This window comes from Rhizobium sp. UFLA01-1127 (genome assembly GCF_059803845.1).
In genome coordinates, this window is the sequence record NZ_JAUQTZ010000014.1 from 19642 (window position 1) to 33901 (window position 14260).

17 protein-coding genes are annotated in these 14260 nt (G+C 60.6%); 4 read left to right on the forward strand and 13 right to left on the reverse strand.

What is annotated here, in order from left to right:
- Nucleotides 1-144: 144 nt before the first annotated feature.
- The 7 genes from pheT to infC all read right to left on the reverse strand — a co-directional run bounded on the left by pheT (nt 145) and on the right by infC (nt 5990).
- A complete protein-coding gene (pheT, locus tag Q4Q11_RS05430; RefSeq protein ID WP_498568868.1) occupies nt 145-2568 on the reverse strand; it encodes a phenylalanine--tRNA ligase subunit beta in 2424 nt (807 codons plus the stop codon).
- A 21-nt stretch (nt 2569-2589) separates the two neighbouring features.
- Nucleotides 2590-2862 carry a DUF2442 domain-containing protein gene (locus Q4Q11_RS05435; RefSeq protein WP_498568869.1) on the reverse strand — a complete coding sequence of 91 codons (273 nt, stop codon included), beginning with the start codon at nt 2860-2862 and terminating at the stop codon, nt 2590-2592.
- A complete protein-coding gene (locus tag Q4Q11_RS05440; RefSeq protein WP_498568870.1) occupies nt 2859-3080 on the reverse strand; it encodes a DUF4160 domain-containing protein in 222 nt (73 codons plus the stop codon). The genes Q4Q11_RS05435 and Q4Q11_RS05440 overlap by 4 nt, the downstream gene beginning before the upstream one ends.
- Before the next feature lie 2 nt (nt 3081-3082).
- On the reverse strand, nt 3083-4165 hold the full coding sequence (pheS, locus tag Q4Q11_RS05445; protein ID WP_113215195.1) for a phenylalanine--tRNA ligase subunit alpha: 1083 nt from the start codon (nt 4163-4165) through the stop codon (nt 3083-3085).
- 327 nt (nt 4166-4492) lie between these two features.
- The gene (gene rplT / locus Q4Q11_RS05450; RefSeq protein ID WP_112508993.1) at nt 4493-4897 is read right to left on the reverse strand and encodes a 50S ribosomal protein L20; all 405 of its coding nucleotides are present in this window, start codon (nt 4895-4897) and stop codon (nt 4493-4495) included.
- Nucleotides 4898-4934: 37 nt separating this feature from the next.
- The gene (gene rpmI, locus Q4Q11_RS05455) at nt 4935-5138 is read right to left on the reverse strand and encodes a 50S ribosomal protein L35 (RefSeq protein ID WP_003544621.1); all 204 of its coding nucleotides are present in this window, start codon (nt 5136-5138) and stop codon (nt 4935-4937) included.
- 315 nt (nt 5139-5453) lie between these two features.
- Nucleotides 5454-5990, reverse strand: a complete 537-nt coding sequence (infC, locus tag Q4Q11_RS05460; protein ID WP_498568887.1) for a translation initiation factor IF-3 — start codon at nt 5988-5990, stop codon at nt 5454-5456.
- Between the two features lie 277 nt (nt 5991-6267).
- Here infC and Q4Q11_RS05465 point away from each other — a divergent pair, with 277 nt between their 5' ends.
- The gene (locus Q4Q11_RS05465) at nt 6268-7080 is read left to right on the forward strand and encodes an alpha/beta hydrolase (protein WP_498568871.1); all 813 of its coding nucleotides are present in this window, start codon (nt 6268-6270) and stop codon (nt 7078-7080) included.
- 234 nt (nt 7081-7314) lie between these two features.
- On the forward strand, nt 7315-7914 hold the full coding sequence (locus Q4Q11_RS05470; RefSeq protein ID WP_498568872.1) for a transglutaminase-like cysteine peptidase: 600 nt from the start codon (nt 7315-7317) through the stop codon (nt 7912-7914).
- Between the two features lie 120 nt (nt 7915-8034).
- Here the strand turns inward: Q4Q11_RS05470 and Q4Q11_RS05475 are convergent, their stop codons facing one another.
- Both Q4Q11_RS05475 and mbfA read right to left on the reverse strand, forming a co-directional pair.
- The gene (locus tag Q4Q11_RS05475; protein WP_112508985.1) at nt 8035-8223 is read right to left on the reverse strand and encodes a hypothetical protein; all 189 of its coding nucleotides are present in this window, start codon (nt 8221-8223) and stop codon (nt 8035-8037) included.
- 206 nt (nt 8224-8429) lie between these two features.
- Nucleotides 8430-9413 (reverse strand): iron exporter MbfA, encoded by a 984-nt coding sequence (gene mbfA / locus Q4Q11_RS05480; RefSeq protein WP_112508982.1) that lies wholly within the window; start codon nt 9411-9413, stop codon nt 8430-8432.
- A 258-nt stretch (nt 9414-9671) separates the two neighbouring features.
- On the opposite strand from mbfA, the gene Q4Q11_RS05485 reads away from it, so the two are divergent.
- A complete protein-coding gene (locus Q4Q11_RS05485; protein WP_498568873.1) occupies nt 9672-10139 on the forward strand; it encodes a group III truncated hemoglobin in 468 nt (155 codons plus the stop codon).
- A 135-nt stretch (nt 10140-10274) separates the two neighbouring features.
- Here Q4Q11_RS05485 and Q4Q11_RS05490 read toward each other — a convergent pair whose 3' ends face one another.
- Together Q4Q11_RS05490 and Q4Q11_RS05495 are read right to left on the reverse strand one after the other, a co-directional pair.
- Nucleotides 10275-11189 (reverse strand): EamA family transporter, encoded by a 915-nt coding sequence (locus Q4Q11_RS05490; RefSeq protein WP_113215193.1) that lies wholly within the window; start codon nt 11187-11189, stop codon nt 10275-10277.
- A gap of 98 nt (nt 11190-11287) precedes the next feature.
- Nucleotides 11288-12313, reverse strand: coding sequence for a histone deacetylase family protein (locus tag Q4Q11_RS05495; protein WP_498568874.1), 1026 nt, complete (start codon nt 12311-12313; stop codon nt 11288-11290).
- A gap of 149 nt (nt 12314-12462) precedes the next feature.
- On the opposite strand from Q4Q11_RS05495, the gene Q4Q11_RS05500 reads away from it, so the two are divergent.
- Nucleotides 12463-13068 (forward strand): HAD-IA family hydrolase, encoded by a 606-nt coding sequence (locus Q4Q11_RS05500; protein WP_498568875.1) that lies wholly within the window; start codon nt 12463-12465, stop codon nt 13066-13068.
- A gap of 10 nt (nt 13069-13078) precedes the next feature.
- Here Q4Q11_RS05500 and Q4Q11_RS05505 read toward each other — a convergent pair whose 3' ends face one another.
- Nucleotides 13079-13600, reverse strand: coding sequence for a GNAT family N-acetyltransferase (locus tag Q4Q11_RS05505; protein WP_112508975.1), 522 nt, complete (start codon nt 13598-13600; stop codon nt 13079-13081).
- Nucleotides 13601-13617: 17 nt separating this feature from the next.
- Nucleotides 13618-14190 carry an XRE family transcriptional regulator gene (locus Q4Q11_RS05510; protein ID WP_113215192.1) on the reverse strand — a complete coding sequence of 191 codons (573 nt, stop codon included), beginning with the start codon at nt 14188-14190 and terminating at the stop codon, nt 13618-13620.
- Nucleotides 14191-14260 lie beyond the last annotated feature (70 nt).

The following is a 14260-nucleotide window of genomic DNA, read 5'->3' on the forward strand; positions in this document are numbered from 1 at the left end:
CCTCGATTTCAGCAGATGCAATATCGGCTTGAGGCGAAAGAGCGCCGCAAGTTACCAATCTCCCCCCTTGTGGGGGAGATGTCCCGACAGGGACAGAGGGGGTATCGCACTCCCGGCGACCTGAAGGGCCGCCAAGATGCTACCTCACCCCCGCAGCACCCCACCCGTCGATTTCGTGACATTCGCCACGATCTTCTGGGTCAGTGCCTCGAAATCCTCGTCGGTCAGCGTGCGCTCGGCCGGCTGGATCTGCACTTCGATGGCAATCGACTTCTTGCCTTCACCGAGCGATGCGCCCTCGAAGATGTCGAAGACGTTGACGCCGGTGACCAGCTTGCGGTCGGCGCCGACGGCAGCGCGGACGACGGCGCCGGCTTCCACCGACTTGTCGACCACGAAGGCGAAGTCGCGCTTGACGGCCTGGAAGGGAGAAAGCTCCAGTGCCGGCTTGGTGCGGGTCGCCTTCTTCTTCGGTTCGGGCATGGCATCGACATAGACTTCGAAGCCGGCGAGAGCGCCCGAGACATCAAGCGCTTCCAGCGTCTTCGGATGAAACTCGCCGAAATAGCCGAGCACGACCTTCGGACCCATCTTGATGGTGCCGGAACGGCCGGGGTGATACCAGGCCGGTCCGCCCTGCTCGATCTGGATATTGCCCATCGGCAGGCCGCAAGCTTCGATGACAGCCAGAGCATCGGCCTTGGCGTCGAAGACGTCGACCGGCTTGCCGCCGCCCCTGGCGGCGTTCGACCACATGCGGCCGGCGCCGGCAAGCGTTGCCGTGCCTCGGCGGATGCCGCCGGCAACACGGCGCTGGCCTTCGGGCGTATCGTTCTCATAGGTACCGGAGACTTCGAAGATCGCGACGTCGCCATAGCCCTTGTCGGCATTGCGCTGCGCGGCCGACAGCAGGCCCGGCATCAGCGAGGGACGCATGTCGGACATGTCCGATGCGATCGGATTGGCAAGCTTCAGCGCGTTGGAGCCGCCGCCGAAGAGCTTCGCCTGATCTTCGGAAATGAAGGACCAGGTGACGGCTTCCAGCATGCCGCGCGAGGCGAGCGCGCGCTTGGCGGTGCGCGTGCGGATCTGCAGCGTCGTCAGGATCTTGCCATTGACGGCGGCGTGGCTGCTAAGCGGCTGCGGCTTGATATTATCGACGCCATGGATGCGCATGATTTCTTCGACGAGATCCGCCTTGCCGTCGATATCCGGACGCCAGGAGGGAACGGCGACGGAGATGCGCTCGCCCGAACCGGAGACCCAGAAGCCGAGCTTCGTCAGGATGGACTTGCTCTCATCGGCCGAGACTTCGAGGCCCGTCAGGCGCTTGACTTCCGACAGCGGGAAATCGACCACCTTCGCCTCATAGCCCTTGTAGCCTTCGACACGGGCCTTGGCAGCCGTGCCGCCGCAGCAGGCAAGCACCAGTTCGGTCGTGCGCTCAAGGCCAGGCACCATATATTCCGGATCGACGCCGCGCTCGAAACGATAGCGCGCATCGGTGATGATGCCGAGGCTGCGGCCGGTCTTGGCGATGTTCATAGGGTCCCAGAGCGCCGATTCGATCAGCACGTCGGTGGTGTTCTCGTCGCAGCCGGAATGCTCGCCGCCCATGATGCCGCCGATGGATTCGACACCATTGTCGTCGGCAATGACGACGTTGCTCGGGTTGAGCTTGTATTCGCGCTCGTCGAGCGCCAGCACGGTTTCGCCGTCCCTGGCGCGGCGAACGACCAGATTGCCCTTGACCTTGGCGGCGTCGAAGACATGCATCGGCCGGCCCTGATCGAAGGTCATGTAGTTGGTGATATCGACCAGCGCGCTGATCGGGCGCAGCCCAATGGCGAGCAGGCGCTGCTGCATCCACTTCGGGCTAGGGCCGTTCTTGACGCCGCGCACGAGGCGAAGCGCAAAGCCCGGGCAAAGGCGCGTGTCATCCAGCACGATCTTGAGCTCGGTCGGCGTTTCGCCTTGGACAGGGAAGGTTGGCGTGCCGCGTTGCTTCAGCGTGCCGAGGCCAGAGGCGGCCAGATCGCGAGCGATGCCGTAGACACCGGTGCAATCCGGGCGGTTCGGCGTGAGGTTGATCTCGATGACCGGATCATCCAGCCCGGCATAGGTCGCAAAGCTCGTGCCGACAGGCGCATCTTCGGGAAGGTCGATGATGCCGTCGTGGCTGTCGGAGATTTCCAGCTCCTTTTCCGAGCACATCATGCCGCGGCTCTCGACGCCGCGAATGTTGCCGATGGCAAGCGTCACGTCGATGCCGGGAACATAAGTGCCTGGAGCCGCGAAGGCGCCGACGAGGCCGGCGCGCGCATTGGGTGCGCCGCAGACGACCTGAACGGGCGCACCGCTGCCGGTATCGACCATCAGCACCTTCAGGCGATCGGCCTGCGGGTGCTTTTCGGCCGTGAGAACCTTGGCGATGACGAAAGGCTTGAACGCGGCCTTGTCATCGACCTCTTCCACTTCCAGCCCGATCATCGTCAGGCGGGCGCAGATCTCTTCGAGCGAGGCGTCGGTTTCCAGATGCTCTTTCAGCCAGGAGAGTGTGAATTTCATCGTTTGCGATCTCGTTTGAAATTAGTTGGCCGCAGGGGGGATGGCGCCAGGCGCACGCTGGCCGCGCAGCATGCTGGCTATGGAGATGTCCTCATCGATCTCCGGCCAGTGAACGCCCATCGGCATGAATTCGATCGTATTACGCTCGCTCTCGGATGCCTTGAGGAGGCGCGGATACCACCAGAGCGGCGTACTCACGCTGCGCCCATCAGCCAGCGAAACGTGCAGAAACGAATCGTCGCAATGGGCTTCGACAGGCCTGCTGTCTTCGATCTCAATCTGCAAAATAGTCATTCCAGACCTCCAAGAAAGCGTCGCGTTCGTCGCGTGTCTTCCGGATTATCTCGTTCAGTTCCCTTTGCCGAATAGCCAAGGTTGGCGGCGACCAGCATATCGTGAAGCCAAATTTTGGCTTCCTTTCCGTCTTTTGCAATATGAACATGCGCCGGCTCCCAACCGTCTGCGGAATAAAAGAAGAAACGATATCCCTTCCAGCGCAGAATTGTCGGCATGACTACGCGCTCAGACCGCCGAACAGCGTGGGCATGTCGAGCGGGCGGAAGCCGTAGTGGTTCATCCAGCGGACATCGGCGTTAAAGAAGTCGCGCAGGTCGGGCATGCCGTATTTCAGCATGGCGATGCGATCGAGGCCCATGCCCCAGGCAAAGCCCTGATATTCGTCCGGATCGAGGCCGCCATAGCGCAGCACATTCGGATGCACCATGCCGCAGCCGAGGATTTCCATCCAGTCGGTGCCTTCGCCGAACTTGACGATCGGGCCGGAGCGGTCGCACTGGATATCGACCTCGAAGGACGGTTCCGTGAACGGGAAGAAGGATGGGCGGAAACGCATCGTCACATTGTCGACCTCGAAGAAGGTCTTGCAGAACTCTTCCAGCACCCAGCGAATGTTGGCGACATTCGCCGTCTTGTCGATGACGAGGCCTTCGACCTGATGGAACATCGGCGAGTGCGTCGCGTCCGAATCCTGGCGGTAGGTCTTGCCGGGGATGATGATGCGGATCGGCGGGCTCGAGGCTTCCATGGTGCGCACCTGCACCGGCGAGGTGTGCGTGCGCAGCACCTTGCGCTCGCCTTTCTCGTCGGGCTGGAAGAAGAAGGTGTCGTGCATTTCGCGGGCCGGATGCCCTTCCGGGAAGTTCAGCGCCGTGAAGTTATAATAGTCGGTCTCGACGTCGGGACCTTCGGCGATCGAGAAGCCCATATCGCCGAAGATGGCGGTGATTTCATCGACGATCTGGCTGATCGGATGGATGCGGCCGCGTTCGGCCGGCGAGGAGCGGACGGGAAGGCTGACATCGACCGTCTCGGCCTTCAGCTTCGCCTCGATCGCCGCATCGCGCAGCTCACTCTTGCGGGAGTTGATCGCGTCGGTGACGGCGTTCTTCAGCGCGTTAATCGCCGCGCCGCGTGTCTGCCGCTCTTCCGGCGACATCGAGCCCAGCGTCTTCAGCAGTTCCGAAACCGAGCCCTTCTTGCCGAGCGCGGCGACCCTGACTGCCTCGATCGCCTGCTCGTCGGTCGCCGCGGCCACTTCGGCCATGAGTTGGGTTTCGAGTGTTACGAGTTCCGTCATCTGATCCTGCCTTGCGGGCGGCGGGCATGGAACGCCGCTCATTCCGCGGAATAATGGATGAACGCCCACATCAGACAGCTTGTGGCAACGATGAGGCGCTGCAGATCACTATCCATGTGCAAGCGGCCAATCAACCGGGCAAATGACAAAAACACGCCAAGAATGCGGTGCTTGGCAATTGTCGCCCGATGCGCGACCGTTTTTGGAGTCTAGCCCGACAAGACAGCCTGACACGATGGAAAAGCATATGCTGCAAAACACAAAACCCGCGCCGGTTTCGCCAGCGCGGGTTTCATAATGAATTTACGAAAGACGTGCGAGGCAGCGTTAGTTAACGGCTGCTTCGAACTCGTTCTTCGTGCCGGCTTCCTTGAGGTACTCAAGTGCCTTCTTCGAAGCAGCGACGAGCGCGCCGAAAGCTTCCGACTCATGGATTGCCATGTCGGAGAGAACCTTGCGGTCGACTTCGATGCCAGCCTTGTTCAGGCCGTCGATAAAGCGGCCGTAGGTCAGGCCATGCTCGCGGACGGCAGCGTTGATACGCTGGATCCAGAGGGCGCGGAAGTTGCGCTTGTTGACCTTGCGGTCGCGATAAGCGTACTGCTTTGCACGATCGACGGCGGCCTTGGCGGTACGGATGGTGTTCTTGCGACGGCCGTAGAAGCCCTTGGCTGCCTTCAGAACCTTCTTGTGCTTGGCGTGGGCGGTAACGCCTCTTTTTACGCGTGCCATTTCATGATCTCCTTAGTCTATAGCGTTACGAATAGTCTTAGAGACCGTTCGGCAAGTAGTTCTTGATAACCTTACGGCCATCCGGTTCTGCGAGAACCATGGTGCCGCGGGCATCGCGAATGAACTTGTTGCTACGCTTGATCATGCCGTGGCGCTTGCCAGCAGCGGCTGCCTTGACCTTGCCGGTCGCGGTGATCTTGAACCGCTTCTTGGCAGAGGACTTCGTCTTCATCTTGGGCATTTTGCTACTCCTTCGATGCTTCCTGGCGCGCTTTACTAAAAAGCCCTTCCCACAGATCCGGACTGGCCGGGCTGCAGCAAGGTGCCGGAGCGTTTGTTGTTGAACGGCGGATACGGTGACGAACCGTTCCACCAGCATTCTGAACCGCCACGGCATGCCCTGCCGGTCAGTTCGGACGCGCGCTTATAACCGCACTTGCCTTGAAGTGCAACGGTGCCGCCCGGGAATCTTTGCAGATCGATGACAGGCACGGTTTGCGGCAGAAAAGGAAAAGCCGCCCAGGGGCGGCTCCAGCCTCTTTACCCGACTTGCGCCTCACTTGGGCGCAAGTACCATCATCATCTGGCGGCCTTCGAGCTTGGGCTCGGCCTCCACCTTGGCAATCTCGAGCGTATCTTCCTTGACCTGCTGAAGAAGCTTCATACCGAGTTCCTGGTGAGCCATCTCGCGGCCACGGAACTTCAAGGTCACCTTCACCTTGTCGCCCTCTTCGAAGAAACGGCCGATCGCCTTCATCTTCACCTCATAGTCATGGGTGTCGATGTTCGGGCGCATCTTGATTTCTTTGACTTCGACGATCTTCTGCTTCTTGCGCGCCTCGGCGGCCTTCTTCTGGTTGGCGTATTTCAGCTTGCCCAGATCGAGGATCTTGCATACAGGCGGTTCAGCATTAGGGGAAATCTCCACCAGATCGAGACCGGCCTCCTCTGCCATTCTCAATGCCTGGTCGGTTGGGACGATGCCCATATTCTGGCCGTCAGCAGCGATGAGCTGAACTTTGGGAATGCGAATTTCCCTGTTGGAACGCGGCCCGTCCTTTACAGGCGCGTCGGCTTTAAAAGGTCTGCGAATGGTCGTATTCTCCACGAATTGTTTCGGATAGCTGCAGCCTCTCGCTCCCCGTCGGCGCAACTGACGGAAATGTCGTAAAAGCTGTGTTGAAGTCAATAGCATGACAGCAGGAAAAAAGCACCTCCCGCGTGTCAACGGAGTGTCTCGTGGCGCAAGATGCGCTAAGGACACAGTATTATCCCGCACAATATAGAGAAGGCCCCGCAAAGATCGAGGATTTTTCGGGTCATGCAAGCACGAATCTGTTTTATAGGGCATGAAATCCGGGAGTTTCTTGATGTCCGAAACAGCCAAAGCCATCCAACCGACCTTTCTTCCCGTCGGCACGGGCGAAAGCCAGCGTCAGATCGCCATTTGTGAACGTGCCGCGGGCAGGGGCGCCAAGAACGTCAGCTTCGTCTGGCTGTCCGGCTATCGATCCGACATGAGCGGCACCAAGGCGCTGGAACTGGATGCGCTGGCGGCGCGGCTCGGGATCGGCTGCATCCGCTTCGACTATTCCGGACATGGCCAGTCCGGCGGCGACTTCACCAACGGCACGATTTCACGCTGGCTGGAAGAGGCGCTTGTCGTCATCGACCATACCAAGCCGAAGACGATCGTTCTCGTCGGCTCGTCGATGGGTGGCTGGATCGCGCTCAGGGTCGTTCAGGAACTGCGCAAACGCAAGAAGGCACCCACTATTGCAGGCCTCGTGCTGATCGCCCCCGCGCCCGATTTTACCGTCGATCTCATCGAGCCCAACCTTTCCGACGTCGAGCGGCGCTCGCTGGCCGAGCGCGGCTATTTCGAAGAACCTTCGGAATACAGCCCCGAGCCGAACCTCTTCACCCGCGCCCTCATCGAGGACGGCCGGGCCAATCGCGTGCTGAACGGCATCATCGAGACCGGCTGCCCCGTGCACATCCTGCAGGGCATGGAGGACGCCGACGTGCCTTTCTCGCATTCGTTAAAGCTGGTCGAGCACTTGCCGGCCGACGACGTGGTGTTAACGCTTGTGCGCGATGGCGATCACCGCCTGTCGCGGCCGCAGGATCTTGAGCGCATGCTTTCGGCGGCTGAGGCGTTGGCCCTGCATAATATTCCATAAAAACAGATAGATATCTGCGAAATTACTGTTCGCACGGCTTCTTTGCCGAACGCCGCATGCGCGCGTTGCGCAATCACAGGCAGCAAAGAATCATGGCAGCTGCTTCCCTGATCGTGCCGAAATTAACCATACGACCCGGTTCCCGCGTTAACGTTTAAGTAACGATTGACTTCGCGCACCCCCGTACATTAACAATTTGTTAACAAATGCAGGGACGATACAAGGACAGTGGGCGTGCGTATTAAGGGCTTGTTGATTGCCTTCGCTGCTATAGTTGCGATGTCGTCGGCGGCGGTGCCGGCACCTCAGCAGAGCATTTCGATGACCGTCGGCAACGTCACTTCCCAGCCGATCGGCCATTATGATTTCTGCCAGAGGCATACCGACGAATGCGGTCCGACACGCAATGTTGGCCCCGTGGACATGAACGCCGCCTCCTGGGCGCTGGTCAACCAGATCAATCTGCGCGTCAACAAAACCATTCGCCCGGCCACCGACATGGAAGTTTACGGCCAGGAAGAATATTGGGAATATCCGAAGACCGCCGGAGACTGCGAGGATTTTGCTCTGCTGAAGCGCAAGCTGCTGATGCAGAGCGGCATCTCCGCCTCCAACCTGCTGATGACGGTCGTGCGCAAGCCAGATGGCGAAGGACATGCGGTGCTGACGCTGCGCACCAAACAGGGCGATTATATTCTCGATAACCTCGAGGACGAGATCAAGGTCTGGTCCAAGACCCCCTATTCTTTCCTGAAGCGTCAGGCGAGCTTCAATGCCGGCCGCTGGGTCACCATCGAGAACGGCAACGACGTTCTGGTCGGCGCCGTCAAGTAAACGCCAGGCAATTCGCACCATACAGGAAGGCCGGCCCATCGGACCGGCCCTTCGCTTTTTATCATGGGTAAGAACGCTCCTCACTCTCCAGCAAGGACGGATCGGTCGTCACCACGAACGTCAATGGTTCTTATGGCTCTGCTGGCCTGCCTTGACGTGTTGCTCGTGGGTGCCGCCGCGCGAGCCGCCAGAGTGCTGCTCGCGGGAGCCGGTGGACGAAGCGTTCCTCGTATTGTCGTTATCCATGTTCTTGTGGCTCTGTTGGCCAGCCTTCACATGCTGCTCGTGGGTTCCACCTTGGTTTGCCATTGGATCATCTCCTTTGGTTGCATACGAGGCCAAGAGCGGCCTCGTGTTGCTAACCGGTGGCGCCGGAAGGCGTTCCGAATTTTAACATTTCGTGATAATGGACGTCTTCGCCCTGCTTTGCATACCGGCCCTTCGCTTGGGTTCAGGGCGTTCGACGCTCTCGAAACGATTCACAGGATCGTTTCGTCGGCTACGCCGAACGCGTCTCACCCATTTCCGATCAGAATGCCGGCACCGAGCACCAGTGAACCACCGAGGACGACCTGGAAGGCAGCCCGCAGGAACGGCGTTTCCATATATTTGTTCTGGATGAAGGCGATGGCCCAGAGCTCGAAGAAGACGACGACGGCCGCAGTGATCGTCGCGGTCCAGAAATGCGGAATGAGGTAGGGCAGCGCGTGGCCGAGACCGCCAATCGCGGTCATGATACCGCAGGCGAGGCCGCGCTTGATCGGCGAACCGCGACCGGAGATCTTGCCGTCGTCATGCGCCGCCTCGGTAAAGCCCATTGAGATGCCGGCGCCGACAGAAGCCGAAAGGCCGACGAGGAAGGTCTGCCATGTCTGCTGCGTGGCGAAGGCGGCGGCAAAGATCGGCGCGAGCGTGGAGACGGAACCATCCATCAGGCCGGCAAGACCCGGCTGCACATAGGTCAGCACGAACTGGCGGCGCGCCTGTGCATCCTCCTCGTGCTTGACCTCTTCCGGCGTATGCTTCTCGCCAAGCATGCGGGCGACATCTTCATGGCCCTGCTCGGCCAGCGCAAGATCGCCGAGAAGCTGGCGCGTCGAGGCGTCGGACACCTGTTTGGCCGCTTCGACATAGAAATGATAGGCCTGCTGCTCCATCGCTTCGGCCTCGTCGCGCATGGCATCGAGAGAGAGATTCTTGCGCAGCCAATCCGGCTTGCGCTCGTAGAAGCCGCGCACATGCTCACGCCTGATCAGCGGAATACGCTCGCCGAAGCGGCGGCGGTGCATGTCGATTAGCGTCTTGCGATGGCTATCCTCCACCTCGGCCATATCTTCGAAGACCTTTGCCGACTCGGGAAAATTGGGGCGCAGAATATCGGCATAGGCAAGATAGATCCTCGAATCGTCCTCCTCGGCAGCGATGGCAACAGCCAGAATCTCCTGCTCGGACAGCGAGGTAAAGGAGCGTTTCGACGGACGGAACAAGCCTAACAACATTGGAGAAGCCTCATAACTTTAGAATTATTCTAAATCTAAATTGAGCGATGGCGCTGGTCAAGCGCAGTGGTGCCATTGCAACAAAAAATCGTGCCAGAAAATCTTACGCTCAACGGGCAAACGGCGACAACTCGCGAGGCGACGTTGACAGATTGCCGCAACATCTCAATGACGTCTTGGCTGAACCGGCAAATTGCATACATAAGCGGGACCGAAAGCGGCAGCCGCGATATTTCGTCGAAGCGCCCGGAGAACATTATGGAAAACGAACTACAGGCTCGCGCGGCCCATCTTGCCGGCATTCGCGAGAAGGCCGAGGCGGAAATGGCTGATATGGGCATCGACGCCGTCTTCATCGACAGGCTGGTCGACACATTTTATGAGCGCGTGCAGGCCCATCCCCGGCTCGGACCGGTCTTCGATGGACGCCTTGCCGGACGCTGGCCCGAGCACATGGAAAAGATGAAGCGCTTCTGGTCGTCGGTCGCCTTCAAGAACGGCGCCTATGGCGGCAAGCCGGTGCAGGCGCATCTCGGCGTGGGGGGCATGGCGGCTGACCTCTTTCCGGAATGGCTGGCGCTTTTCTCTGAGACGCTCGCCGATATCGCGCCCTCCGAGCAGGCGAAGGACTGGTTCATGGCGACGGCAGAACGCATTGCCAAGAGCCTGACGCTCTCGCTCTTTTACAATCCGGCGCTGGATGATCCGGCGAGGAAGACGATCTAAGCCCTATCGCTATGAAGTGCGGAACTCGATGAGGGCAGCGGCGGTCATCATTCGATCAACGGAAGCCGTACCGGCGTCGTGCTCTCGTGGCCGGCACCGGAACATCCTATCTGGCAAAACGGGATGCGTCTGGCCTTAGCCTTTCGCCGAGAAGATCGTCGCGCCGATGCTGGCGGCAACAACAAGCGCCGTTCCGAACATCTGTGACGGCGTCATCGGTTGCGACAGTATGATGAAGCCGGCGAAGGCACCGATGGCGGGTTCGAGGCTCATGAGGATACCGAAGGACGAGGTGGGCATGCGCCGCAGCGCCACCATTTCCAGCACATAGGGAAGCAGTGGAACGAGCAGTGCGAGGCCGGCTATCTCAAGCAGGCCGAAGCCCGTCATGTGCGGGGCCGCTGAGGCAAAGCCGAAGGGGGTCGAAACAACAGCCGCAACCAGCAGCGACATGGAAAGGCCTTCGAGACCCTGAAAGGCGTTGCCGACCTTCTTCGTCAGCAGAATGTAGCAGGCCCAGCCTGCCCCGGCGCCGATGGCGAAAAGGATGCCCGGCAGATTGCCGACCCAGGCCTCGCCATCATAGGCCAGCAGCAGAACGCCGATCGCGGCGAAGATCGGCCAGAGCAGCTGACGGCTGAGCCCAAACCCGAGGGTCGCGACGAGCAGAGGCCCGAGAAATTCGATGGCGACGGCAAGACCCAACGGGATGCGCGCGATCGCCGAAAAGAAGGAGGTCGTCATCAGCGCCGATACGGTGCCGAGCGCCAGCACGCCGAGCCATTGCGCGCGGCTGTAGCGCATGATCTTCGGACGGACGACGATCGCCAGCGCGACGGAGGCGAAGACGAGCCGCAGCCATGTCGCGCCGGCCGGCCCATAAGCGTTGATGATTGGAGCCGAGAGGGCCGAGCCGAACTGGATGGAGGACATGGACATGACGCACATCAGCACGCCGGCGGCAATGCCGCCGGTCGATGGCGTAACATCCGTATGCGGGATCAAGGCCGCGCCGCCATCTTTACCACTCTCGATAATCTTCTGGTCCATGACCTCCCCCATCAGGCGAGGTTTTTTAGAGGCTCAGACTCGTGCTGGCAAATTCAAACTTTTCATCCTGCGATCAGGTGCTTTGATGCCAGGGCCACTCAGGCTTCGAGGCCCTTCAGCACATTGGCGACGTTAAGGCCGATCTCCGGCACGCCGTAGCCGCCCTCCATGCAGACGAGGACAGGCAGATCCGCGTCGGCGATGCGCTCGCCCGTGCGGATGAAATCCTGCGAGGTCAGCTTGAAGAAGGAAATCGGATCGCGCTCGAACGTATCGACACCGAGCGAAAGCACGATCGCCTTTGCGCCGAAGGCCTTGATGCGGGAAAGCGCATCGTCCAGCGCCGCCGACCAGATCTCCCACGTCGTACCGTGCGGCATGGGGTAATTGCGGTTGGCACCCAGCCCATTGCCCTCGCCCTTTTCGTCGGCATGGCCGAGGAAATAGGGAAAGGCATGGATGGGGTCGCCGTGCAGCGAGGCGGTGAAGACATCGCCCCGCCGGTAGAAGATGTCCTGCGTGCCGTTGCCATGATGAAAATCGACATCGAGCACGGCAACCTTGGCCGCGCCATGATCATGCAGGCGCTGTGCGGCAACGGCGGCATTGTTGATGAAGCAATAGCCGCCAAAGAGATCGATGCCGGCATGATGACCGGGTGGGCGGCAAAGCGCGAAGGCGAAACGATTGCCGGCATTCAGCCAGTCGGCGCCGGTCAGCGCGCATCGCATCGAAGCGAGCGCCGCCTCGTAAGACCCTTTGGTGATCGAGGTATCGGCGGCATTCGCATAGTGACCGATCATGCCGACGATGTTTTCGGGCACGCGCTGGCTGGTGCGCCTGATCGGAAAGGAATTGGCGATCGCCTCACCCTTATAGCCGGCGGCGACCCAGCGCTGCCAAACCACTCCCAGAAAATCGAGATAGGCGGGATCATGGACCTTGCGTGCCGTCTCCAGCCCGTGGGCTTCGGGCGCAACGACATCGGTGAAGCCGGCCTCCCTGACCGCGGCGAGAATCCATTCGGCGCGGAAGGGCGCCTCGAAGGGCGTGACGAGCTGGCCATCATGCAGCTCGGTCTTGGCATCCCTGAGCTTGTGATCCTCCGAATAGATGACCCGCATGTTCGCCTCCTCCATCGCCGGCTTGATTATCCTGGTGATACGAAGGCTTACATGCATCGCGCCGGAGAAAAAAGAGCGGCATGCGGTCTTGAATGCCGCTGCAAAAAACTGCACCTTCCGCCTGCATTTGATGAACCGAGGGCGTCCGAATGAAACTCCTGATGGTCGATGTCGACGGCGTTCTGGTGCACGGCCGGCCAAGCGACGGGTTGCCGCTTTTCACTCATCTGGAGCGCGATCTCGGCTTGCCGCTGGATGTGCTTCAGCAGGCTTTCTTCAAAACCTGTTGGGTCGATATCGTCAGCGGCCGCGATGCGCTGGAGCCGAGGCTTGCGGAGGTTCTTAGCAGGATCGCTCCCCATCTCAGCGCCCGCACGCTGATCGACTACTGGTTCGAAAACGACTCCCGCCTAGACCACAGCCTGCTCGAAGATCTCGCCGCGCTGCGCTCCGAGGGAACGCGGATGTTCCTTGCGACCAACCAGGAGCATATGCGTGCCGCCTATCTGATGGGGACGCTCGGCCTCTCCGCGCGTTTCGACGGCATTTTCTATTCCGCCGCCCTCGGTCATCAGAAGCCCGCCACCGAGTTCTTCCGGCTGGCAACCGAACGTGTCGGGCTTCCCGCAAGCGATATCGGCTTCATCGACGATGTGGAGGCCAATATCGAGGCGGCGCGTCAATTCGGCTGGAAGGCGATGCAATGGGCGCCGGGCTCCAAGTTGCAGGATGCCATTGCCGTCTTTTCGGCCTGAACTGCCCTGCTCAGCCGGCTATACGCTTATAGAAAATGGTCGTGTCGCAAAACCCGCCTCCGGGCCACATGGCATAATCTGGCACCACACCGACGCGCTGCCAGCCGAGGCGCGGATAGATTGCTTCGGCATCGCTGCCGGTCGCGGTATCGAGCACCAGCAAGGTCTTGCCGATACGGGCTGCCTCACGCTCCGCCGCCTCCATCAAGTGGCGGGCAAGTCCCTTGCCCCGCGCGGAGCGGTGCACCAGCAGCTTCTTGAGATCGCCGCGATGCGGCTGGTTCGGCATCTGCGCGGCACCTACCTGCACCGTGCCGACGGCCCTGCCCTCTATAACGGCGACGAGAAGCAATGTCGCGCCGCTCTCGACGCTATCGGCCACGCCTTGCCAATACGGCAACGCGTCGGCAGACCCATAAGGCTGCATGAAGCCGACGGAAGCGCCACCATTGACGCAATCGGCAAGCACGTCACAGAGATCGGAGAGCATCCCGCGAGCGTCGGCAGCGGAGAGAAGGCGAATGTCCGGCATGAAAAGATCCTTGAGTGTTATGAGCGGCCGCGATCGAGGATGACGCTGTAGCGCGCCGGCACCTCGCCGGGATTATGGAAGGCGTGGCCATCGCCGACGCCCATGAAGAGACAATCGCCAGGCATCAGCCGATGTGTTATGTCGCGATGCGTCACCTCCATCTCGCCCTCGAAAAGCCAGACATGCTGGGTCATGCCGGCGCTTGCCGAATTCGGCGGGAAGATGACGCGCGCGCCGGCGGGGAAGACGACTTCGACGACATCGACCTTCGATTCGGTTCCCGGCGGCGAGACGGCGCGTCTGACATAGCCGGTGCCTGGGTCGCGCCAGATCGCCTGCTGATCGCGGCGGGCAAGCGGCGACACCTCTTCGTCCTCCTGGGCGAAGAAAGCCGACAGCGAAAGGCCGAGCGCTGCGCAGAGCCGTGACAGCAGCGAGGCTGTCGGGCTCGCCTCCGCCCGTTCGATGCGCGAGATCATGGCGCGGCTGACGGCCGAGGCGTTGGCAAGTTCATCCAGCGTCAAGCCGCGGGCGATGCGCAGCTCCTTGATGCGCGCGCCGATCGCCAGTTCCAGATTATCATCCGCCATTGCCTAGGTCTCATGCCCATGATTCTATTATATAAGAAATACACGTTCGCATGATGGAATCAAGTATGCT

Coding starts and splice junctions, on each gene's coding strand:
- Q4Q11_RS05505 (WP_112508975.1), bottom strand. CDS start 13,600: ATGCCGGACATTCGCCTTCTCTCCGCTGCCGACGCTCGCGGGATGCTC.
- Q4Q11_RS05440 (WP_498568870.1), bottom strand. CDS start 3,080: ATGCCGACAATTCTGCGCTGGAAGGGATATCGTTTCTTCTTTTATTCC.
- Q4Q11_RS05485 (WP_498568873.1), top strand. CDS start 9,672: ATGGAAAACGAACTACAGGCTCGCGCGGCCCATCTTGCCGGCATTCGC.
- Q4Q11_RS05435 (WP_498568869.1), bottom strand. CDS start 2,862: ATGACTATTTTGCAGATTGAGATCGAAGACAGCAGGCCTGTCGAAGCC.
- Q4Q11_RS05475 (WP_112508985.1), bottom strand. CDS start 8,223: ATGGCAAACCAAGGTGGAACCCACGAGCAGCATGTGAAGGCTGGCCAA.
- pheS (WP_113215195.1), bottom strand. CDS start 4,165: ATGACGGAACTCGTAACACTCGAAACCCAACTCATGGCCGAAGTGGCC.
- Q4Q11_RS05465 (WP_498568871.1), top strand. CDS start 6,268: ATGTCCGAAACAGCCAAAGCCATCCAACCGACCTTTCTTCCCGTCGGC.
- Q4Q11_RS05490 (WP_113215193.1), bottom strand. CDS start 11,189: ATGGACCAGAAGATTATCGAGAGTGGTAAAGATGGCGGCGCGGCCTTG.
- mbfA (WP_112508982.1), bottom strand. CDS start 9,413: ATGTTGTTAGGCTTGTTCCGTCCGTCGAAACGCTCCTTTACCTCGCTG.
- Q4Q11_RS05495 (WP_498568874.1), bottom strand. CDS start 12,313: ATGCGGGTCATCTATTCGGAGGATCACAAGCTCAGGGATGCCAAGACC.
- rplT (WP_112508993.1), bottom strand. CDS start 4,897: ATGGCACGCGTAAAAAGAGGCGTTACCGCCCACGCCAAGCACAAGAAG.
- pheT (WP_498568868.1), bottom strand. CDS start 2,568: ATGAAATTCACACTCTCCTGGCTGAAAGAGCATCTGGAAACCGACGCC.
- Q4Q11_RS05500 (WP_498568875.1), top strand. CDS start 12,463: ATGAAACTCCTGATGGTCGATGTCGACGGCGTTCTGGTGCACGGCCGG.
- Q4Q11_RS05510 (WP_113215192.1), bottom strand. CDS start 14,190: ATGGCGGATGATAATCTGGAACTGGCGATCGGCGCGCGCATCAAGGAG.
- rpmI (WP_003544621.1), bottom strand. CDS start 5,138: ATGCCCAAGATGAAGACGAAGTCCTCTGCCAAGAAGCGGTTCAAGATC.